The 21276-nt window shown below is 46.9% G+C and carries 18 protein-coding genes; 9 read left to right on the plus strand and 9 right to left on the minus strand.

The window, feature by feature from the left end; genetic code table 11:
- The coding region (locus YWE_RS31200) for a hypothetical protein (RefSeq protein ID WP_036015888.1) at positions 1-1286 on the plus strand (1286 nt) is incomplete at its 5' end.
- Between the two features lie 25 nt (positions 1287-1311).
- Here YWE_RS31200 and YWE_RS0111995 read toward each other — a convergent pair.
- From YWE_RS0111995 to YWE_RS0112015, 5 genes are all read right to left on the minus strand, one after another.
- Positions 1312-2067, minus strand: a complete 756-nt coding sequence (locus YWE_RS0111995; RefSeq protein ID WP_036015891.1) for a Crp/Fnr family transcriptional regulator — start codon at positions 2065-2067, stop codon at positions 1312-1314.
- Between the two features lie 405 nt (positions 2068-2472).
- Positions 2473-3960 carry a UxaA family hydrolase gene (locus YWE_RS0112000; RefSeq protein WP_029094753.1) on the minus strand — a complete coding sequence of 496 codons (1488 nt, stop codon included), beginning with the start codon at positions 3958-3960 and terminating at the stop codon, positions 2473-2475.
- 83 nt (positions 3961-4043) lie between these two features.
- A complete protein-coding gene (locus tag YWE_RS0112005; protein WP_029094754.1) occupies positions 4044-5354 on the minus strand; it encodes an MFS transporter in 1311 nt (436 codons plus the stop codon).
- A gap of 324 nt (positions 5355-5678) precedes the next feature.
- A complete protein-coding gene (locus YWE_RS0112010) occupies positions 5679-6791 on the minus strand; it encodes a mandelate racemase/muconate lactonizing enzyme family protein (protein WP_029094755.1) in 1113 nt (370 codons plus the stop codon).
- Positions 6792-7271: 480 nt separating this feature from the next.
- A complete protein-coding gene (locus YWE_RS0112015) occupies positions 7272-8606 on the minus strand; it encodes an NCS2 family permease (protein WP_029094756.1) in 1335 nt (444 codons plus the stop codon).
- Positions 8607-8859: 253 nt separating this feature from the next.
- Between YWE_RS0112015 and yieH the strand changes: the two genes are divergently transcribed.
- Together yieH and mdtG are read left to right on the plus strand one after the other, a co-directional pair.
- Positions 8860-9528, plus strand: a complete 669-nt coding sequence (gene yieH / locus YWE_RS0112020) for a 6-phosphogluconate phosphatase (RefSeq protein ID WP_029094757.1) — start codon at positions 8860-8862, stop codon at positions 9526-9528.
- 227 nt (positions 9529-9755) lie between these two features.
- A complete protein-coding gene (gene mdtG, locus YWE_RS0112025) occupies positions 9756-10994 on the plus strand; it encodes a multidrug efflux MFS transporter MdtG (protein WP_029094758.1) in 1239 nt (412 codons plus the stop codon).
- Here the strand turns inward: mdtG and YWE_RS0112030 are convergent.
- From YWE_RS0112030 to YWE_RS0112040, 3 genes are all read right to left on the minus strand, one after another.
- Positions 10991-11731 (minus strand): amino acid ABC transporter permease, encoded by a 741-nt coding sequence (locus YWE_RS0112030; RefSeq protein ID WP_029094759.1) that lies wholly within the window; start codon positions 11729-11731, stop codon positions 10991-10993. The genes mdtG and YWE_RS0112030 overlap by 4 nt on opposite strands.
- 1 nt (position 11732) lies before the next feature.
- Positions 11733-12473 carry an amino acid ABC transporter permease gene (locus tag YWE_RS0112035; protein ID WP_029094760.1) on the minus strand — a complete coding sequence of 247 codons (741 nt, stop codon included), beginning with the start codon at positions 12471-12473 and terminating at the stop codon, positions 11733-11735.
- A gap of 265 nt (positions 12474-12738) precedes the next feature.
- On the minus strand, positions 12739-13593 hold the full coding sequence (locus YWE_RS0112040; protein ID WP_029094761.1) for an ABC transporter substrate-binding protein: 855 nt from the start codon (positions 13591-13593) through the stop codon (positions 12739-12741).
- 252 nt (positions 13594-13845) lie between these two features.
- Here YWE_RS0112040 and YWE_RS0112045 point away from each other — a divergent pair, with 252 nt between their 5' ends.
- Positions 13846-14532, plus strand: coding sequence for a hypothetical protein (locus tag YWE_RS0112045; RefSeq protein ID WP_029094762.1), 687 nt, complete (start codon positions 13846-13848; stop codon positions 14530-14532).
- Between the two features lie 158 nt (positions 14533-14690).
- Here the strand turns inward: YWE_RS0112045 and zinT are convergent, their stop codons facing one another.
- Complete coding sequence (gene zinT / locus YWE_RS0112050; RefSeq protein ID WP_029094763.1) at positions 14691-15338, minus strand: metal-binding protein ZinT; 648 nt, start codon at positions 15336-15338, stop codon at positions 14691-14693.
- Between the two features lie 526 nt (positions 15339-15864).
- Here zinT and hemP point away from each other — a divergent pair.
- The 5 genes from hemP (at position 15865) to YWE_RS0112075 (ending at position 21240) form a co-directional block, all read left to right on the plus strand.
- Entirely contained in the window at positions 15865-16047 is a 183-nt protein-coding gene (hemP, locus tag YWE_RS29600; protein ID WP_071605865.1) for a hemin uptake protein HemP, read from the plus strand.
- Positions 16048-16277: 230 nt separating this feature from the next.
- Positions 16278-18290 (plus strand): TonB-dependent hemoglobin/transferrin/lactoferrin family receptor, encoded by a 2013-nt coding sequence (locus YWE_RS0112060; RefSeq protein ID WP_169720474.1) that lies wholly within the window; start codon positions 16278-16280, stop codon positions 18288-18290.
- Between the two features lie 66 nt (positions 18291-18356).
- Positions 18357-19400, plus strand: coding sequence for a hemin-degrading factor (locus tag YWE_RS0112065; RefSeq protein ID WP_029094766.1), 1044 nt, complete (start codon positions 18357-18359; stop codon positions 19398-19400).
- Positions 19397-20236, plus strand: a complete 840-nt coding sequence (locus tag YWE_RS0112070) for a heme/hemin ABC transporter substrate-binding protein (RefSeq protein WP_029094767.1) — start codon at positions 19397-19399, stop codon at positions 20234-20236. Before YWE_RS0112065 ends, YWE_RS0112070 begins: the two co-directional genes overlap by 4 nt.
- Positions 20236-21240: a FecCD family ABC transporter permease gene (locus tag YWE_RS0112075; protein WP_029094768.1), complete on the plus strand. Its 1005-nt coding sequence runs from the start codon at positions 20236-20238 to the stop codon at positions 21238-21240. The genes YWE_RS0112070 and YWE_RS0112075 overlap by 1 nt, the downstream gene beginning before the upstream one ends.
- Positions 21241-21276: the final 36 nt, after the last annotated feature.

The following is a 21276-nucleotide window of genomic DNA, read 5'->3' on the forward strand; positions in this document are numbered from 1 at the left end:
AGCCTGAGCCTGAGCCTGAGCCTGAGCCTGAGCCTGAGCCTGAGCCTGAGCCTGAGCCTGAGCCTGAGCCTGAGCCTGAGCCTGAGCCTGAGCCTTGCAGTATTAAGGATAAAACCCAAAAAGAAGCTACCCTTGACTCAGATAATTTTGAGCAACTGTTGCAGCTTTATGCTGCCGGGGTTATTGGTAAGCAAGCGCTTAAAAAAGCAGAAAAAGCGTTAGCCAAAACGCCCGATCTGCAGTTTAAAGATGATGATGAACTACTCACGTGGTTAGAAAACCGCAGTATCATTAAACCAGAACCGGCGGCTAAGCCAGCGAAAACCAAGCGGATGCCGCAGCCAACCCAAGCGTCGAATAAATTAAAGAAATCATCAAACCAAACGCCACCACCATCTTCGCAGGCGGCCTCAACGCCGAAAAAACCAACCAGTTGGTTCAAAATTTTGCTGTTTATTGCAATTGCCGCTGGCCTGCTGATATGGCAACTCATGCCAACAGAAGCGCCGGAATGCGATAGCCAACAAATTCAACAGAAAGTAATCCCAAACTTTGCCAGCACCAAGACAACCTCGTCTACACCACGCAGACAGGCTGACTTAAGAGAAAAAAGCCTGCTGGATGACGAACCACCCACTGAATATCTCTATAACGCGCTGACTGAGATGGTTGAGACCCAATATGACCAGCAATCACGCATCAGGAGCTGTAGCGCTAAAGTTATCTATAAAGCTAACGGTAATGATGAAAATGCAGAAGATATTACCGGAGAGATTAGCTATCAGATCAAACCCAACCAAAACGGTAGATTTGAGATTTACCTCAATGGCAAAGATGAACTAATCGAGAAAATTAACGATCTGAATACCGGTTATAAAACGCAGGTAGTCAATCATAAGAGAATAAAAGTCGCCTTTTTGGCTGGTCTGATACAGTTAGAAAAAATGATAGGTACTGGCAAACCGTCGCCTTATATCAACACGCTGCCAGAAAAAGTGACATGGATAAAGATTGTTGATGAATGTCAGCCCGATCCCGAAGCACCACACCGCCTAACCTGTCCGATTCTGGTTGGCTACAACGATCGAATGATAAAAATAACGTCAGAACCGAGCGATCAACTTGAACTCAGTATCGATATGCCAATATTAGTAAAAGAGGGCAATTGGTACCCGACAAACGGGTTCTTCAGCATTTTCCTCAAAGCGTATTCAGAAGCACGTAAAGAAGCTAAAAAAGATGATGCAGGCACCACGGAAAACATTTCAAAACCTGGAGTAAAATAGGCTTTTCATCTCCCCCTTAAAGCAGCTATTCATCCATATATAGCTGCTTTAAGGCTTCAGGATTCATAATCAATATCTTGCCGTACTTCGCATCAATCCAACCCAGCTTCTGCCAGTCTACCAACCGCTTATTAATCGTCTGGCGGGTAGCGTTGATAATGGTCGCCATATCGTCCTGCGTCAGATACAAGCCGATCAGAATCCCCTTGTCATGCGGTTCACCGTAGGAATCAGCCAAACTAATCAGCCGTTTTGCCAGCCTTGCCGACACGGATAGTAACGTGGTGTCGTTAAGCATGGTAAAGGCATTTCTCACCACCCGACATAGCAGCAATGCCAGAAATTTGTAGAAAATCGGGTACATATTAAGCAGGGTCTGAACGTCTTTGGATGACAGTGCCAACAGCATGGTTTTATTGATGGTTCTGGCATCGTGAGTTCTGGCGGACTTATCCAGCATGCCTATTTCGCCAAACCAACTGCCGGGTGATAAATAGCGAAAGACGCACTCTTTACCATCGGCAGAAATAGAACTGACCTTAACCGACCCGGACAGCACCGCATACAACCCCTGAGACGCATCCCCCTGATAATGAATGATGTCCCCGTCTTCATGATATTTGATGGTTGAAAGCTCAATAATCTTGGTAATCAGATAGTCTGGTAGTTCCTTAAACCAGCTGCTGGTTGAAAGAATATCCAGCAACGCCTGGCTGGTCAGAGCAATCACATCGCCCTGCGGTTGCAATAAGTACTGACCGTTCTCAGATAATTTCACCATATGCACCTTTGGTATCAGGACAGAGACTGGAATTTCTTTTATATCACTTAATGTGATGCTAATTAACCCTAAGAACTTTACGCCTATAGCTAGTGCTGCCGTTGATCTTTACTTCGAGCATAACCAATGCTGCCGAAGGCAATGGGAAGATAGCATGCCCGGCAGGGATGCTGGGCAAGATACGGTGTGCCCGGAGCACGTCCGTGCCGGTGCGTTAAGTCTTCCCAATGACTGAGGTTACCGCTGCTTTCCAGCGGCCAACATGTGTAGCGAAGCCGGGGAAATGCAAGGGGGTTCGGCCTAATTCCCCTTGCTCGGCCGCGAGTGTCTTGGCTTAGAAAAACGACTTATCATTGGCGGACAAAACGTTACGCATCCCCTTACCCTGTAGACATTTAAGCTCAATCACAAGGTCACCCCACTCTTAAATATTGCCAACTCCCTAAAGTTATTCAGCTCATTCCGACTCTGTTTTCCATCGGCTATCTCACTGATAACATCAATAAAGGATTCAAGCATATCGTCCATGCTAAGCCCTTCAACCAGAGACCCCGCGTTAAAATCTATCCAGTGAGGCTTGCGGGTAAACAGGTCAGTATTAGTAGAAATTTTTACCGTCGGCACAAAGCCACCGTACGGAGTGCCTCTGCCGGTCGAAAATAGCACCATATGACAGCCCGCCGCAGCCAGTGCCGAGGTTGCCACTGCATCATTACCCGGTGCACTCAGTAAGGATAAGCCCGGCTCCGTCAGCTTCTCGCCATATTCCAGTACGCTAACCACCGATGAGGAACCCGCTTTTTGAGTGCAGCCTAAAGATTTGTCTTCCAGAGTGGTGATGCCGCCCTTTTTATTTCCCGGCGACGGATTCTCATAAATCGGCTGATTATGTTCGATAAAATAACGTTTAAAATCATTAACCATCTTTACCGCTTTTTCAAATACCTGGCGATCTTTACAGCGGGAAAAGATAATATGCTCTGCGCCGAACATTTCCGGTACTTCCGTCAATACGCTGCTCCCCCCCATCAGGATCAGATAGTCAGAAAAGCGCCCTAACAACGGATTCGCCGTTATCCCAGACAGGCCATCCGATCCACCGCACTCTAATCCAACCTTCAGCTTACCTATAGGTGCTAGCTGGCGGCGATCGTGGCGCATAACCTGATAAACTTGATCAAGCAACTGGCACCCGGCCTCAATTTCATCGCCTTCCTGCTGGGCGACCATAAATTTAACCCGAGAAGCATCGACCTCACCCAATAAGCCTCTAAACGCATCAACCTGATTATTCTCACAGCCCAAACCGATCACCAAAACCCCTCCGGCGTTAGGGTGAGTCACCATATCTGCCAGAATTTTTCGGGTATTTTCATGGTCATCACCCAGTTGAGAGCAGCCATAAGGATGGGTAAAAAGATGAACCCCATCGATGTCTTCAGCCGGATTAGCCGCCTTAAACTGATTCACAATCTGCTGGGCAGTTGCGTTAACACAGCCAACGGTCGGAATAACCCATAGCTCATTACGAATACCGATATCACCGTTTTGGCGCTGATATACATTAATCTGGCGGTCAGGAAATGCCGTGGTTACCGTCTGAAAGTCCGGTAGATATTGATACTCAAGCTCATCGGAGAGTGCCGTTTTTACATTATGAGTATGCACCCACTCACCGGCCTGCACGGCAGCCGTTAACCGACCAATCGGACATCCGTATTTCACCACCGGCTCGCCCTGTGCCATCGCTGTTATTGCAACCTTTCCGCCTTTATCCACATCTTGTAATAGCGTAATGGTGCGCTCTTTGACCCGGAGTTGATCGCCGGCAGCCATAGGTACCAACGCGATAACCACCGAATCGTCGGGATGAATTAGTATAAATTTGCTCATAAATGCCACCGCAAAAATCAAGATAACGATTAACAGGATTGCCATACCAGTGGCAATCCTGAATTTATTCCCGGTTGTCTAAGTTAAGAGATTTTCTTGTCCATACCCATTTTGCTCAGCGCCAAAATCATCAGCCCGCCGATAAAGGTCACTAAAGCAAGGAAGTAGAGCCCCGCTCTGGCGGAGTCAAAGGTATGCTCAGCCCAAACTCGGATATTCGGGGCAACAAATCCCCCCAGATTCCCCATAGAGTTAATCAGTGCGATACCCGATGCGGCAGCCGTTCCCCCCAAATAAGATGACGGGAAGGTCCAGTACAGCGGCTGCATTGCGAGATGACCGGCAGCAGCCACGCACAGCGCGGTGATAGCGATAACGGGTACGCTGTCGGCAAAACCGGAAACAGCAATACCCAATGCACCAATCATAAAGGTCACTGCGGCAACAATACGGCGCTCACCCAATTTTTCAGACAGGCGCGGAATATAGTAAACGGCAATAGCAGCACAGAGTGGAGGAATAGCGGTAACGAAGCCCACTAACAGGCCAACTTTAGTTCCCATCAGCGTCGCTATCTGAGTTGGCAGGAAGAAGTAGATACCATATCCACATACCTGAACCGTAAACCAAATCAGGCATAGATAGAGCACTTTCATATCCATAAGGGCAGCTAATGCACCTTTTGGCCCGTGAGAAATTTTGGCGTTATCTTCTTGTTCCAGCTTGGCTGAAAGCGCTTTCTTTTCATCGTCACTAAGCCATTTGGCATTTTCCGGGCGATCGTCGAGATAGAAGAACACCCAAATACCAACAACCGATGCCAGTAAGCCTTCAACCAGGAACATCATCTGCCAGCCGTGAAGACCAAAGGCAAACGGCGTACTGTCGAGCGCAAGTAGTGCGCCAGAAAGCGGGCCGCCGATAATAAAGGCCAAGGGAGCGCCAAACAGAAAATACCCGGTGACTCTGGCGCGAATATTTAGCGGGAACCAGAAGGTCAGATAGAGAATAACGCCGGGGAAGAATCCGGCCTCACTGACACCCAATAGGAAACGCAGGAAAATAAACACGTTCTCAGTGTGCGCAAACATCATCGCCGAAGAGACTAAACCCCAGGTCACCATAATACGGCTCAGCCACATTCTTGCGCCGACCTTATACAGCAGGATATTACTCGGCACCTCAAACAAGGCGTAGCCGATAAAGAATATCCCAGCACCAAAAGCGTAAGCGGCATCACTCAGACCGGTGTCGTACTGAAACTGCTGTTTAGCAAAACCGATATTAGCCCGGTCGAGGTAAGCTAAAATAAACATTAGCGTTACCATTGGTATTATCCGCTTTATCGACTTACCGACAGCGGAAGACAAATGGTCTGTAGATTTGTTATCCATGATATGCCTCTATAAGTGTTATTTTTATTATACCCGGTAAGATAAAATATGAATAAGTAGGTCCCGGATAATAAAAATCTGGCAACGTAAATATAATTTTTTCATTTTACGGATCGTCATTATATTTACAGTTTTTAACTATAGCGTTTAACTACATTTTTATTTTCTTATATATCAATTACATTACACAGAATGTACCAATATTAATCTGTTATCTATAAACGTATTATTTCCTGAGTAAATACCCATATTAAATATCTGCATATTCAGCCGGAATAATTTATTTAATTAATCGGCTGAATATTTATTAACGCAATTATTCTTTTAATTCACACTAAAACGTTCCAGAGCATCCTGACGTAAGGTGGTTCCGGCACCCGGTTCGGTCGGAGCTTGATACACACCCTCTTTCACCACCACCGGATTAACAAAGCAATCCAGTGTCCACGGGATATATTCCAACAATGAACAGGCCGGATGGGCCATAACCAGATGGAGCTGAGCCTGCATCATGTCACCGTGATGCGGTGTTACCGGCAGATTAAACGCCATACCTAAATCAGCGATTTCCCATACCGCCGTCAGGCCGCCGCAGCGGGTAGCATCCGGCTGGAGATAGTCCACTGCACCAGCCAGTACGAACTCTTTAAAGGAATCAAACTGATACAGTAATTCACCTAGCGCAATCGGCGTGGTCATATGCTTAGCCAGCTCTTTATGGCTGGAAATATCATCGTGCCACATCGGCTCTTCAAACCAGGTAATGTCATAGTCAGCCAGACGCGGGCCGTACTGCTTGGCAGTGCTGATATCCCACTTAGCATTGGCATCTACCATCAGTTGAGCACCGTCACCAATCGCATGTCTTACTGCTTCAATACGGCGTAAATCTTCTTTCGGATCCGGCTTGCCGATTTTCATCTTGATGGCATTAAAGCCCTCTTCAAAAATCATCTTCTTACAATCATCAACCAGCTCTGCGGTATCACGCACCAACCAACCACAGTCGGTATTGTAAGCCGCAACCTTCGCCTGCTTTGAACCACCAAACAGCTGCCATAGCGGCTGCTGGGCATGCTTGGCTTTAAGATCCCAAAGGGCGATATCAATCGCTGACAGCGCCATTTGCATCAAACCACCACGACCAACCCAAATATTGGTTGAGCTGCGAGACAGCTTACGGTGTAAATGACGAACTTCAGTCGGATCTTCGCCAATCAGCATCGGACCGAAAACGTCGGTAATAATGGTGGTGATCAGCTTATCGGTAGTGATATCGGCATGGGTACCGGTATGACCATAGCCAACCAAACCGCACTCAGTTTCGATCATCACTCCCGGCATTCCCCAGTGCGTAATACTATGGGTTGAATCACCAATAATATTTTTTGTCACAGGAACGTGCATAATAAACGGCGTTAGTTTTTTAATTTTCATCGTGCTACCCATATGTTATTACTTAATAGAATTAATCTGGGTGCACTCTAACAATGGCAAACGTCGATGACTGTCAAACAACATACACATCGAAGGATTCCCAACTGTTTAGTTTAATTATTTGAGCTGGGTCTAGTTTTGAACGTTTATCCGACCGGCTGGGAGGCGATTAATTCCATGCCAGATAATTGCAATATAGCCACGATAATTACCAACGGATAAAAAAATAAAAGCGCAGGCCCTGACAGGCGTTGCGCTTTTATTTAGCGATAATATCTATACTCGTCATACTTCAAGCTGCATCTTTGTTGGCGGCGTTCACTCACCCGACAAATCTGCTGTAAGTAGATTTGAACGCTGCTGGCAGCGGCCCCGAAGGGGTTAGGCCCATTAATGGGCCTAATAATCACTTACCTGAGTAAGCTCATCGGGACTTGCTTTCTTGCCACCGCGATGCGGCTCGAATTATTTTGGGTCTAATTAATGGTCAATAAAAATAATTTTAAACAAGAACATAATGGCAACCACTAAGACACAAGGGCTGATCTCTTTCCAACGGCCGGAACCGGCTTTCATCACACAGTAAGAGATAAAACCAAGGGCAATACCTTCAGTAATGGAGAAGGTAAACGGCATCATCACCGCGGTAATAAATGCCGGGGTCGCTTCCGTTAAATCATTCCACTTAACCCGCGACAGGCTGGATGTCATCAGAACACCAACGTAAATCAGCGCACCGGCAACCGCATAAGGCTGAACCATTTTTGCCAGCGGTGACAGGAAGATAACCCCCATAAAGCACAGGCCAACCACAACGGCAGTCAGGCCGGTTCGCCCACCAACAGAAACACCGGACGAGCTTTCGATATAGGTCGATATCGATGACGTTCCCAAATAAGCACCGGCGGAAGAGGTAATACTGTCAACCAACAGCGCCTGCTTCATACGCGGGAATTTGCCGCTTTCATCCGCAAGCCCGGCTTTGTCGGTCACGGCAATCAGCGTACCCGATGAGTCAAACAGGTTGATCAGCATAAACGAGAAAATCACCCCAGCTAAGCCGATATCCAATGCGCCCTTAACGTCGACCTGGCCCACAATGCTCATCACGCTTGGCGGCGTGGCAATGATGCCGAAATACTTTACGTCACCCAAAATCAGGCCAATGACGGTAGTAACAACGATTGAAACCAGCACTGCCGCATGAATATTCTTGGCCGCCAGAATGGCAATAATAAAGAAGCCCAGAATACCCAGCGATACGTTCAGCGAGGTCAGGTTACCGATAGCAACCAGCGTGTCCGGGTTAGAAACAATAATACCGGCGTTCTTCAGCCCCATCATGCCGATAAACAGGCCGATACCGCTGGTAATTCCCACTCGCAGGCTGACCGGAATACTGGAAATCATCCAGTAACGGATGCGAAACAGCGTCAATAACAGGAAGCCGAACGATCCCCAGAATACCGCCCCCATAGCAACCTGCCATGAGTGCCCCATAGCGCCAACCACCACGAAGGCGAAGAAGGCATTCAGCCCCATTGCCGGCGCCAAAGCAACCGGCAGGTTAGCGAATAACCCCATAAAAATACTACCAAAAGCGGCAACTAGACAGGTGGTGACAAAAACCGCCTCAGTATCCATTCCTGCAACCCCTAAGATCTGTGGGTTAACAAAAACGATATACACCATCGTTAAAAATGTGGTGAAGCCAGCGACAAACTCAGTGCGCACAGTGGTTCCATGCTGTTTTAACTGAAACAAGCGCTCAAATAGCCCCTGCCCGTCGGCCTGACCAGAAAGTGGTTTACTCATTTTGATGTCCGGAAGAATGGTGAAAATTGAAATCAAGGCCGCTAGATATACCAAAATACGCAAACGATTACATGGTTTATTTATAAATTTATCCATCAACTTAACATTAATTTCGACTCTCCAAAGGCTGAAAAATAACTGAAGGTAAGAAAATTCTAAATAAACAAAGGGCTATCATTTTTTGAAACGGTGTTTTAATATGATCAATGCGATATGATTTGAACACTCAAAATACTCAATAAAGGAATGTATTATGCAACCGGTTGAATGCGTGCTGTTCGACAGCGACGGCACCTTAGTAGACAGTGAAATTTTATGTTGTGAGTCTTTCTCAAACGTTTTTATGAGCTATGGCATCCCTCTATCGACTGAAGAGTGCATTAAACAGTTTAAAGGCACCAATCTGTATAAAGTCTTTGCACAGGTCAGGGAAACATACGGTCTGGACCAACCGGATGAAAAGCTAGAGAAAGAGTATCGTCAGGATATGGCTCGCCTGTTTGAACTGAGCCTGCAACCGATTAAAGGCATCAGACCGTTACTCGAAGGCATTACTGTGCCTATGGCGGTGGTATCAAACGGCCCGGTCACCAAAATGCAGCACTCCTTAGGCCTGACTAAATTGATCGACTTCTTCGGCGATCATCTCTACAGCGCCTTTGATATCCAGCGTTGGAAGCCGGACCCAGCCCTGTTACAGCTTGCCAGCGATAAGCTGTCGATTCCATTAGATAGATGTATTCTAATTGAAGACTCTGTTGCCGGTGCTCATGCGGGTATCGCAGCAGGTATTCCGGTATTTTACTTTTGTGCCGATCCGCACAATCAGCCGATCGATCATCCGCTGGTAACCACGTTCCATGATATGGCTGAGTTACCTGAGTTATGGAAAGCCAGAGGCTGGAATATTTACCAAGCCTGAATGTTAGAAGTTTGTCATCAGTCTAATTAATCTACGTCTGGCCCTTCACTGCCATTCTGTTTTTCAGCAGAGTGATGATGAAGGGCTAAACTTTATCAACAGAATGAGGCCATTTGCAGAGCTGTCAGCACTAGCGCATAATTCATTGATATAGTTACCTTGCTCACTATCATTTCCGCAACTGTTTTTGTGTACGGTGTTCTTGTTCAATCCGATAAAGGTCTGACATGCCAACAGAGCCCGAAACGATCATTGTCGCTCCCAACATCAACTGGCAACGTAATCTTTTTGTTGTCTGGCTCGGCTGTTTTCTCACCGGAGCCGCCTTCAGTCTGGTCATGCCTTTCTTACCGCTTTATGTGGAGCAGTTAGGTGTAACCGGCCATCGAGAACTGAACCTTTGGTCCGGATTGGTTTTTAGTATCACCTTCTTATTCTCAGCCTTAGCCTCACCGTTCTGGGGAAGTCTGGCAGATCGGCGAGGCCGTAAGCTGATGCTGTTACGTTCAGCGTTGGGTATGGGGATTGTGATGGTACTGATGGGATTTGCCCAGAATATCTGGCAATTTCTGGCGCTGCGTGCACTGCTTGGCGTGTTAGGTGGCTTTATTCCCAATGCTAACGCGTTAATTGCTACTCAGGTTCCGCGCAACCGCAGCGGGTGGGCATTAGGCACACTATCAACCGGCGGCGTAAGCGGGGCCTTGCTCGGGCCGGTAATCGGCGGCCTGCTGGCAGACAGCTACGGGCTGCGCCCGGTTTTCTTTATCACCGCAGGCGTGTTATTCCTGTGCTTCTTCATGACGCTGTATGCGGTAAAAGAGCAGTTCACCCCGGTACATAAAAAAGACATGCTCAACGGGAAACAGGTTTTTGCCACCTTAACTAAACCCCGGCTGGTACTGGGGCTATTTGTCACCACCATGATTATTCAAGTGGCGACCGGTTCTATCGCACCGATTTTGACGCTGTATGTGCGAGAGATATCAGGCAATATTAATAATCTGGCCTTTGTCAGCGGATTTATTGCTTCAGTTCCGGGATTTGCCGCACTGCTCAGTGCCCCACGCCTAGGTAAATTAGGCGACCGTATCGGCCCCGAACGTATCCTGATTGCAATGTTGATCTTCTCCATTGTCGTACTGGTGCCGATGGCCTTTGTACAAACGCCATGGCAGCTCGCAGCACTGCGTTTCTTGCTCGGTGTCGCTGACGGCGCAATGCTACCGGCCGTTCAGACTCTGCTGATCTATAACTGTACAAACCAGGTTGCAGGCCGAATTTTTAGCTATAACCAGTCTTTCCGCGATATCGGTAACGTCAGCGGGCCACTATTGGGGTCAAGCGTGGCGGCAAGCTTTGGCTTCCGGGCCGTATTTTTAATCACGGCCGCGGTGGTACTATTTAACGCAATCTACTCTTATTGGTTTTTGGCCCGCAAATCCCACCAACCGCCACCTGACTAATGAACGCCCAGCGGTGACTTAGATAACCAGGCAAACAGAGAACGTTTAGCTTTGGGTTCCAGCGATGAATAACGCTTGCTGACCTGATTGGCAGCAACATCCAGCAGTAAACAGAAGATGAAATAGACCAGTGCAATAAACAAGAAAACTTCTGTCGGATAGATCATGCTGCGGTTATTCACCTGAGTGGCCAGAAACGTTAACTCTCCCACGCCGACAATGTAAGCCAGCGAGGTATCTTTGATCAGCGATATCCACTGATTAATAAACGACGGCACCATCATGCGTAACGCCTGCGGCAAAATAACCCACCATAAAACGTCCCAGCGGGTAAGTCCCAATGACATACCCGCCTGCCATTGGCCTTCACCAATAGCCACAATGCCGGCTTTTACCCCATGGGCTAAATAAGCGGCAGAGATCAAGGCTAATGCGCAAACGACCGAGGTAATCGCCGGAATATCAATACCGAATAACATCGGCAGCATAAAGTAAGCCCAGAAAATCAGCATAATCACCGGAATAGCACGGAAAAAACCGAGGAAGGCAGCCAGTGCCGCAGCGGGCCAACCGCGAAACATCGCTAAGGCCACGCCTAATACCACACCCAAAATAGCTGAAATTATACCGGCTGCCAGGCTAATGATCAGCGTCAGAGCAGCACCACCGATGGGGCCATCCGGATAGGCACCCCAAAGCATGTAATCCAGATTGTCATAAATAATAGTGAAGTCCATATTAACGACGTCCCTTAGCTAATAAACGCTGTTCATACCAAAGCCCCCAAGCTTCCATCAGGGCAATCGCCACAATATATAACACCGTCGCCACGCCAAATGCCTGAAACGCCCGCAGAGTTTCGGTTTCAACCTGACGTGAAGCATAAGAGAGCTCTGCCACGCCGATAGCCATTGTCAAAGACGAGCTTTTCACAATGTTCATGTATTGCCCCAGCAACGGCGGAAAAGATATTTTCAAAGCCTGTGGCAGCACAACATAGCGCATCGCCTGCCACCCGCTTAAACCTAAAGCCATGGCAGCATATTTTTGACCGGTCGCCACACCGCGAATACCGGCGCGAATCTCTTCAGCAATAAATGCAGCGAAGTATAAGGTCAGGCCAAAAATACCGGCGATAAACTCAAATGATGGCCACGCCAGAGTCGTACCGAACACCTCGACTTCATGGGGAGTATTAAGCCAAGGGATCACGCCTTCAGGCAGCAGTTTACCTACGCCGAAATACCAGAAAAACAGCTGGACCAGCAGTGGCGTGTTACGAAATAAGGTGCAATAAGCGATAACCGGCCACTGGAGAATGGCCAGCTTACTATCCCGTGCTGCAGCAATAATAAAGCCCAGCAGCGTTGCGGCAACAATGGTCACAGCGGATAAACCGATAGTGATCAAAAAGCCATCCCATAGCCACCCGAGATATCGGGGTTCGAGTACTAATTCCGTCAGTGTTTGTCTTATCATGCTGCCAGCTTATTATTTTAATACATGGGAGTGGTTTGCTGTTCTTAGCTCTTTGTTCTTGCCGTAGGATCGTCATCCCGTTGAAAAACGGGATCCGGTCCTTGAACTTGACCGTGAACTGGCTATTGGTTTTCTCTACTAAGGCTAACCTACTCAGAACGAGCCTAAAAAATGCCAAAGCCAAACCAATCTAAACCCAAAATAGGGACTCACCGAAGCGGGTCCCTATTTGTCTTTCTCTAAACTCGATTAACTCAAGTTTTAATTAACTTTTAGCGGGAGCAACTGCCGGCACCGGGCCAAATTTAAAGTCACCGCGTGGCATAGATGATTTGGTTTCAGGTCCGAACCAGCGATTGTAAATGGTATTAGCTTCGCCATCTTTCTCTAAGGCCAGCAGCGCGCTGTCTACGGCTTCAACCAAACGGGTTTCCCCTTTGGTGATACCCACACCTTGGTACTCTTTGGTGATGCTGAACGGAGATATTTCGAAATCAGCTTTAACCGCATCAGGCAGATTAGCCAACAGGCCGACTAATTTAGCATCATCTTGAGTAATGGCTTGAACGTTACCGTTACGCAGTGCGGTAAAAGCGACCGGTGTATCGTCATAAGAGATCACTTTAGCTGTCGGGTAGTTGTCGCGCAGCGTGATTTCCTGAACGGTGCCTTTATCAGCCCCAATGCGTAATTTAGCAATATCATCAGGCTGTTTTAACACGCCTTTACGAGCAATAAATTTTTGTCCGGTGGCGAAGTAAGGCACGCTAAAATCGACTTCTTTAGCGCGCTGGTCTGTAATGGTGAAGTTCGCAGCAATCAGATCCACTTTTTTAGATGACAGCAGTGGAATACGGTTAGCCGGATTCGTTGCCGTCAGTTCAACTTTAACCCCCAAAGCTTTACCAATAGCATTAGCAATATCAACGTCATAGCCAACAATTTTCTTGGTTTCCGGGTCAACGTAACCAAACGGAGGATTGCTATCAAACACGGCAATATTGACTACGCCGGCTTTTTTAATATCGTCCAGCTTATCGGCATGAGCCATGGTGGCAATGCTCGAAAGGCCCGCCAATAAAGTTAATGATATAACGCTTTGTTTTAATGAAAATTTCATGGCTGGCATCCTGATGTTTGTCGTTGTTAATTTATTTTTTCGGCTTGTTGATCATGAGTTAATACTAAGTCTTATAGGAAGTTAAATAACATAAACAGCTTTGATATTCCTTTTAGTTATAACAATGCAAAAAACACCTTAGCTTATTGGATTGGCACTACAATAAGTGCCTAAAGATGTAAAAACAGATCTCAGCCGGATAAAAGATTATTATGTGTATCGCAAAACAAATAAGAAAATAAGGATGTTGTTATGGGTGATTATTGTACCTTTCTGGTTGATACATTTATTTCACAGTCAAATGCGATCAGAACCGCACCCGATATATTGTCTAAGTTAATCAACGATAGAATCATCAACGCCGAAAGCTGTATGACTATTTGTTCAGATTCAATATTTCCGTTCCATCCGGAATTCAGGCAACCTTGCCAAGATGACGTTGCGTCGTCACCGTTTAATCAGTCACTTTATAGCGGCATGACCATTTCGGTAAGAGGGTATGGCTGGGGTGTTGATTCACAAGGTAATTATTACCTCACGGCGTCAGAAAAAAGCACCAACGGCCTGTTTATGAACTACGACGGTGGATTTAACATCCAATGCCCCCACTGCCATAATAAAAGCAGCTTTGGCTGGGCCGTTGAAGAAGATAATGCCCGCAGTGAAGATGAAATAGCCGCCAGACAGGATGCTATTTCTAGTGCTTTAGGAATCTGGCACGATCAGGGTATCAGTCACCTTAAATGCCATGATTGTCAGACTCAATCCCCTATTCAAAGCTGGCAGACCGGCTCATTTGCCGCTGGCTATCTGGCCGTTACGCTTTGGGGGCAACAATTTTCGCTAAGAGATCTAGAAAACGATTTTAGCTGGCTGTTAGCGTTACTGAATCCAAATCAAGACCGTGACCGGATAGCCGTTGTTGGCTGTATGATTTAACTTACTTTCGAATAGCCCTAAACCCGGCAGTTAAGGGCATCAACCTTTTTCTTTTTCCAAATAAGCTGATTACGCTCTTATGGTAGCCTGCTTAGCTAATATTGGTATCGCTAAATGGTTCATGGTTATTTGACATAAAAACCAATAAGCTCAGTGTGTTAATGATGTAGCATTTCATCAACAATTTGGTCTTTAGTTAAAGAATACGGATAGAATGTTGGCCAGTTATTCATTTCGTTGAGTAAAGCTTCCTGAGATTCATTCCCCATGTAAATATGGAAATGCTGAGATTTTTTCGGGCCGATAATATGGTCACTGAATTGAACATATTTCGGTGCTTTGGATTGGCTTTCCTGGCATTCAAACAGGTAGCGAACCCCCTTTTTACCTGAAGCGTAATTGAGTATTTTAAATCCTGAGTAGGTATACTTACACGAGCCCATCGCCTTGCCGACGTGAAACTCAATAACGTTTTTTTCAATACCAATCATGTCAATATTTGTCGCGTACCCTGTTTGATAATACGCTCTGTATTGCTCAACGGTTTTATCGCCTTTCTTCGCTTTTTGCTCTAAAACCGGATCTAAATCCCCGTTTAATAAATAAGAATTCAGTGACTCCCAAACCCCATCCCAATCGCTTAACGGCCTATCTTGGACGTCTTTATTTTCAAAAATACCTTCACTGGCTTTTTGTTCGATCTCCGTTAGCGGTACCCCATGATTATGAGCATTGGCAAATAGCGGAATACTCATCACTAAGCCCCCAAGACTAAACAAGAAGGCAGATAAAAATTTTGATGTCATAACGTTCTCCTAAGCAATCAACAACAAATGAAATGTTATGATATAACATTTCATTTGTTGATCAAGGATGATTTACGATCTTCAAACAATTCACGGGATACTTTTGAAGGATAAAGCGCATTGAACAGGGGAGATGATTATTCTGGCTGGTTCCAATCCCCTGACCAGACCAGAGATTTAGCCAAGGCCATGTGAAGAAAATGTTATCACTAAACTCAACGTTACTTGGACTAATGCCGTTAAAAAAACAGCGTATTCAATTTCCTGACGCTAACCCTTTCACCGATATATAAGCTAGCTATAATCAGCACAAACGGGATGTTGAGTAGTACCGAAAAATAATAACCCCCTTCATTTATTCTGGTTTTTTAACATACAGGGGCTAATCCACGCCATTACTCACTGCGCAACAATAACATTTCATTAACGCAACCATCATCACAAAATTAATACTTGTTGAACGTTTATTTTTAAATGATAATGATTATCAAACTGAAATTAGTTATCATTCAAATAACGTAATCCTATGAAAATTCCAGATCGGGAAGACAGTTCTGAATCACTCCAAAAGAAAGATTCCGCGACTCAGTTGCCATTGATTAATAGCCGACAGCTGCTAGGGGCATCCGGAATATTACTGATTCAGCATCAGGATCAACAATATCAGTTGCGGATAACCAAAGCCGGAAAATTAATTTTAACCAAATAAATTTTAACTAAAGACACCCTAAATAGTTCGAAGTGCAGGAAGGCGGCCAACGCACCTGCAATTTGAAGTATCAAGGGTATAAAACATAACATTAGCCAGCCACCCAGACGATAAATATCATTATCCAACGTCACTGAAATAGCCGTAATAGTGCTATCACGCCGAGCGTTGGATAATAAGTCAAGGCAGCCAGCAACTTCACCAATGAAAACCAAATGGAGAGTTGCAGTATGCTTCGCCTGTCATCTTTAAGTATTGCCATTATTTGCGCACTTCCGGTAGTGGCTAATGCTCAAACCAATAGCTCAAAAAACACCGAGACCATGACCGTTACCGCAACCGGCAACGATCGTAATGCGTTTGAAGCCCCAATGATGGTCACCATCGTCGATGCTAATGCACCAGAAAATCTGGCCGCCAATAGCGCTGCTGACTTACTGCGTTCAATTCCCGGCATCACTATTACCGGAACCGGTCGCAGTAACGGCCAGGATATTAATATGCGTGGCTATGACAAACGCGGGGTATTAACGCTGGTTGATGGTATACGTCAGGGAACGGATACCGGACACCTGAACGGAATATTTCTCGATCCGGCACTGATTAAGCGCGTTGAAGTCGTCAGAGGCCCGGCCGCCCAGTTATACGGTAGCGGTGCATTAGGCGGGGTTATTTCGTTTGAAACCGTTGATGCTAAAGATTTGCTGCGCCCGGGTGAACAGGGTGGCGTGCGTCTATTTACCTCTGGGGCAACGTTGGACCACAGCCAAAGTATGGGCCTGACCACCTTTGGCCGTACCGAAAGTTTTGATGGCCTGTTCTCTGCCAACTATCGGGATAAAGGTAATCTTAGGTTGAGTAACGGTGAAACCGCACCTAATGACGAACAAATTGGTTCTATGCTGGCTAAAGGCACCTGGAATATCGATGATGCTCAGTCACTTTCAACAAATCTGCGTTATTACAATAACGACGCCAGAGAACCGAAAAACCCGCAAAATCTGCAGCCTAACGGCACGAAAACTGACGTGATGACTGACAGAACCACCGAAAATAAAGATGCTCAGTTAGTGTATAAGATTAACCCGGCAGATATGGACTGGCTAAATGCTTCGACCCGAATTTATTATTCAGAAACTCAAATAAATTCAGATCCGACCGGTGGCAAAAGTGAAGACCGTAAGCAGAAGACCGAAGGGATTAAAGTCGATAACCGCTCTCGCTTTTTACAAGAAAGTTTTGCCCCAAGTCAGCTGACCTATGGTGCTGAAACCTATAAGCAAAAGCAAACGCCGAGCGGTGCAACCACCAGCTTCCCTGATGCTGAAATTCGCTTTGCTTCCGGCTGGTTACAAGACGAAATCACGCTACGCGATCTGCCAGTATCCTTTATTGGCGCCATTCGTTATGACGACTATAAAGCAGAAAGCAGCGGCTACGAGAATATTACCGCCGACAAATGGTCACCTAAAGTGGCAATGTCCATCTTCCCGACTGAATGGCTAAGCCTGTTTGCGTCTTATGCTGAAGCCTTCCGGGCTCCGACCATGGGCGAAATGTATAACGACTCCCTGCACTTCAGCATGGGGCCGAATATGAACAACTATTGGAAACCAAACCCGAACTTAAAACCCGAAACAAACGCCACTCAAGAGGTTGGTTTTGGCCTGCGCTTTGATAACGTCCTGCTGGCTGACGATGACCTGAAATTCAAAGCCAGTTACTTCGGAACTAAAGCTGAAGATTACATCTCAACCAATGTGAATATGCAGGTCGGCTATCGGCCGGGCGTGGGCGTAATTTGTGCACCTTGTGAAACCACCTCAGTCAACATTCCTAATGCCAAAATTTGGGGATGGGACATGATGATGGACTATCAAAGTCGTTTCTTCGACCTGAGCGTCGCCTATAACCGCACCAGCGGTAAAAATGATGACACCGGTGAATGGTTATCGACCGTCAACCCGGACACGGTTTCAACTCGTCTGAACGTACCGCTAGGCAATACTAATGCTGCCGTTGGTTGGATGGGCATATTTGCCGATCGGATTAACGATACACCGACACCGCAAAGAGGCTATGCCACCCATGACTTCTATATCAGCTATAAGCCTGAAATTCTCTCAGACCGCCTGACCACCAGCGTGGTGATTGGCAACGCCTTCGATAAAGAGTACTACGCACCAAACGGAGCCTTACAAGATGGACGTAACCTTAAACTATTCGCCAGTTATCAATTCTGATCCCTAACTTTTTACCCCTTCTCCGGCCTGATGGCCGGGGAAGCCACACTCAGACAGGAACGAAAAATGACAACTTCTCTATACCAAAATTACTTACAGGCTAAACAGCAACATCCTGAAAAATATGCCAGAGACTTGGCTAAGGTGCTTAATATCAGCGAAGCTGAATTACTGCATGCCCGCGTTGGCCAGGATGCTGTTCGCCTTAATGGTGATATCCGGGCGCTGTTAGCCGCGCTGGAAAATGTGGCCGAAACTAAAGCCATTACCAGAAATGAACATGCCGTCCATGAGCATCTGGGAAGTTATCAAAACCAACACCTTAGCGGTCACGCCGGATTAATCCTCAATCCTTACGATCTTGATTTACGCCTGTTTCTCAATCAATGGCACAGTGCTTTTGCATTAACTGAAGAGAGTAAGCGCGGTACCCGCTATAGCATCCAGTTCTTTGACGGCTATGGCGATGCAGTACATAAAGTCTATAACACCGACAATACCAATATGGACGAGTGGCACAAAGTCGTTACCCTGTTCACCCAACAAGATAATCCAGCGCTGGAGCTATCGGTCAATAACCCGGCCGAAAGCAGCGAAGAAAACGTTATCGACAGCAAGGCCATCGACAGTGAGTGGCGTGCAATGACTGATGTTCACCAGTTTTTTAATTTATTGCGCAAGCATGGTATTACCCGTCAGCAAGCATTCCATGCCGTAGACGGCGATCTGGCCCAGCGCGTTGATAATCAGGCGCTAAGACAGCTGCTACAGATGGCGAAGAATGACCAAAATGAAATCATGGTTTTCGTCGGTAACCGTGGTTGCGTACAAATCTTCACCGGAAAGATAGAAAAAATCATGCCTCATGAAGAGTGGCTAAACATCTTCAATAAGAAGTTCGTTCTGCACCTGATTGAGACTGATATCGTTGAGAGTTGGATTACCCGCAAGCCAACTAAAGACGGCCATGTCACCAGTCTGGAACTGTTCTCTCACGATGGAACCCAGATCGCCCAGCTCTATGGTCAACGTACTGAAGGCCAGCCGGAACAACAAAAATGGCGCGACCAAATCGAAACCCTATTGCAACAGCAAATGGTGTTCGCATGATTTTATCCATCGCGCGCGGGATCGTGGCATGCTGCGCACTGTTGGTACTCTCCGCTCAATCCGCTCAGGCGAATGAGCGGATCGTCAGTATCGGCGGTGACGTCACTGAAATTATCTATGCATTGAATGCCCAATCAGAACTGATCGGGCGTGACTCAACCAGCACCTATCCGGAAGCGGCAAAAGCCCTGCCGGATATTGGCTATATGCGCCAGCTTAATGCCGAAGGCATCCTTTCCCTGAAACCTACTTTAATTCTGGCCAGCGATCAGTCTTTGCCTGCGCTGGCGCTGGAACAGGTAAGAAACAGCGGTATTAACGTTGTCAGCATTCCGGGGCTACCGGCACTGGAAACCGTACCAAAGAAAATCAGTACCGTCGCTCAAGCATTAGGTAAAGAGCAGGAAGGCCAACAATTGATTGCTCATTATGAGCAGCAGTTGGCCGCTATGCCTAAAAACAAACTCTCGACTAAAGTGTTGTTTGTGATGAATTACAGCGGCACAACCCCAATGGCTGCCGGCCAAAATACCGCAGCTGATGCCATTATTGGTTTCGCCGGCGGTACTAATGCCATGCAGGGGTTTAATAAATATCGCCCGCTGTCTCAGGAAGGAATTATCGCCGCAGCACCTGAACTACTGTTATTAACCACCGCAGGTTATGAATCTCTGGGAGGCGAAGAGAAAATCTGGCAGCTGCCGGGAATCAGCCAAACGCCGGCAGGTAAAAACAGACGATTCTTGGTGGTTGACGATCTGGCGTCGCTCGGATTTAGCCTGAAAACCCCTGAAGTCATCTCAACACTGCATAAGTCTATGGAAGACAATCGCTGATGAATATCCGCCTTTCACCGCGCAGCTGGTTAGCCATGATGCTGGTTCTGCTGGTCATTCTGACCCTAAGTGCCGCAAATTTAGGCCCGGTCAAGCTGTCGTTATATACCTTGTTGACTAATTCTCTGGATGAAGGAAGCTGGAATATCTGGCTACATATCCGTCTACCCAGAGTACTGCTGGCGGTATTAATTGGCGGAGCATTGGCGGTATCGGGTGCAGTAATGCAAGGATTGTTCCGCAACCCGCTCGCCGATCCGGGCTTGTTGGGTATCAGTACCGGGGCTGCGCTATGCGTAGCCTTTGCTATTTTGATTCCACTTCCTCTGCCAGCGGTTCTGATGATGTATGGTCATACGCTGGCAGCGTTTATCGGCAGCTTTGCCGTTTGCATGCTGTTATATGCATTAAGCCAGCGTGGCCACGGTAATCTGACCCGTCTGTTACTTGCCGGTATTGCTATTAATGCTTTGGCCGGTGCTGCTATCGGCGTACTCAGCTATATCAGTGATGATCAACAGCTGCGGCAGTTCTCTTTATGGAGTATGGGGAGTCTGGGTCAAGCCCAGTGGCCGACATTAGCCATTGCAGCCTCGCTGATCGTTCCGGCCGTTATTGCCTGCCTGAGGTTATCCCGTTTACTCAATCTGCTTCAGCTAGGCGATGAAGAAGCCCACTATCTTGGCGTTAATGTTGAAGCGGTTAAACGCCGTCTGTTACTGCTCAGTGCGCTATTGGTCGGTACATCAGTGGCAATGAGCGGGGCCATCGGATTTATTGGCTTAGTGGTTCCGCATCTGATTCGCTTACAGCTCGGACCGGATCATCGCTGGCTGTTACCCGGGTCTGTCCTTGGTGGCGCCTGTTTACTGCTGATTGCCGATACCCTTGCCCGGACTATCGCATCGCCGGCTGAAATTCCGGTAGGGTTATTAACCAGCCTGTTAGGCGGCCCTTACTTTTTATGGTTAATCCTACGTCAAAAGGGGGGCGGTCATGCTTAAGGCTGACAATCTGGTCTATCGGCGGTTAAATAACAC

Source organism: Budvicia aquatica DSM 5075 = ATCC 35567 (assembly GCF_000427805.1).
GTDB classification, from domain to species: domain Bacteria; phylum Pseudomonadota; class Gammaproteobacteria; order Enterobacterales; family Enterobacteriaceae; genus Budvicia; species Budvicia aquatica.

Bases quoted from the DNA above. Each gene is read 5' to 3' on its own strand.
- YWE_RS0112070 (WP_029094767.1), top strand. From the start codon at position 19,397: ATGATTTTATCCATCGCGCGCGGGATCGTGGCATGCTGCGCACTGTTG.
- YWE_RS0112065 (WP_029094766.1), top strand. From the start codon at position 18,357: ATGACAACTTCTCTATACCAAAATTACTTACAGGCTAAACAGCAACAT.
- zinT (WP_029094763.1), bottom strand. From the start codon at position 15,338: ATGACATCAAAATTTTTATCTGCCTTCTTGTTTAGTCTTGGGGGCTTA.
- yieH (WP_029094757.1), top strand. From the start codon at position 8,860: ATGCAACCGGTTGAATGCGTGCTGTTCGACAGCGACGGCACCTTAGTA.
- YWE_RS0112010 (WP_029094755.1), bottom strand. From the start codon at position 6,791: ATGAAAATTAAAAAACTAACGCCGTTTATTATGCACGTTCCTGTGACA.
- YWE_RS0111995 (WP_036015891.1), bottom strand. From the start codon at position 2,067: ATGGTGAAATTATCTGAGAACGGTCAGTACTTATTGCAACCGCAGGGC.
- YWE_RS0112045 (WP_029094762.1), top strand. From the start codon at position 13,846: ATGGGTGATTATTGTACCTTTCTGGTTGATACATTTATTTCACAGTCA.
- YWE_RS0112030 (WP_029094759.1), bottom strand. From the start codon at position 11,731: ATGGACTTCACTATTATTTATGACAATCTGGATTACATGCTTTGGGGT.
- YWE_RS0112035 (WP_029094760.1), bottom strand. From the start codon at position 12,473: ATGATAAGACAAACACTGACGGAATTAGTACTCGAACCCCGATATCTC.
- YWE_RS0112000 (WP_029094753.1), bottom strand. From the start codon at position 3,960: ATGAGCAAATTTATACTAATTCATCCCGACGATTCGGTGGTTATCGCG.
- mdtG (WP_029094758.1), top strand. From the start codon at position 9,756: ATGCCAACAGAGCCCGAAACGATCATTGTCGCTCCCAACATCAACTGG.
- YWE_RS0112015 (WP_029094756.1), bottom strand. From the start codon at position 8,606: ATGAGTAAACCACTTTCTGGTCAGGCCGACGGGCAGGGGCTATTTGAG.
- YWE_RS0112060 (WP_169720474.1), top strand. From the start codon at position 16,278: ATGCTTCGCCTGTCATCTTTAAGTATTGCCATTATTTGCGCACTTCCG.
- YWE_RS0112075 (WP_029094768.1), top strand. From the start codon at position 20,236: ATGAATATCCGCCTTTCACCGCGCAGCTGGTTAGCCATGATGCTGGTT.
- hemP (WP_071605865.1), top strand. From the start codon at position 15,865: ATGAAAATTCCAGATCGGGAAGACAGTTCTGAATCACTCCAAAAGAAA.
- YWE_RS0112040 (WP_029094761.1), bottom strand. From the start codon at position 13,593: ATGAAATTTTCATTAAAACAAAGCGTTATATCATTAACTTTATTGGCG.
- YWE_RS0112005 (WP_029094754.1), bottom strand. From the start codon at position 5,354: ATGGATAACAAATCTACAGACCATTTGTCTTCCGCTGTCGGTAAGTCG.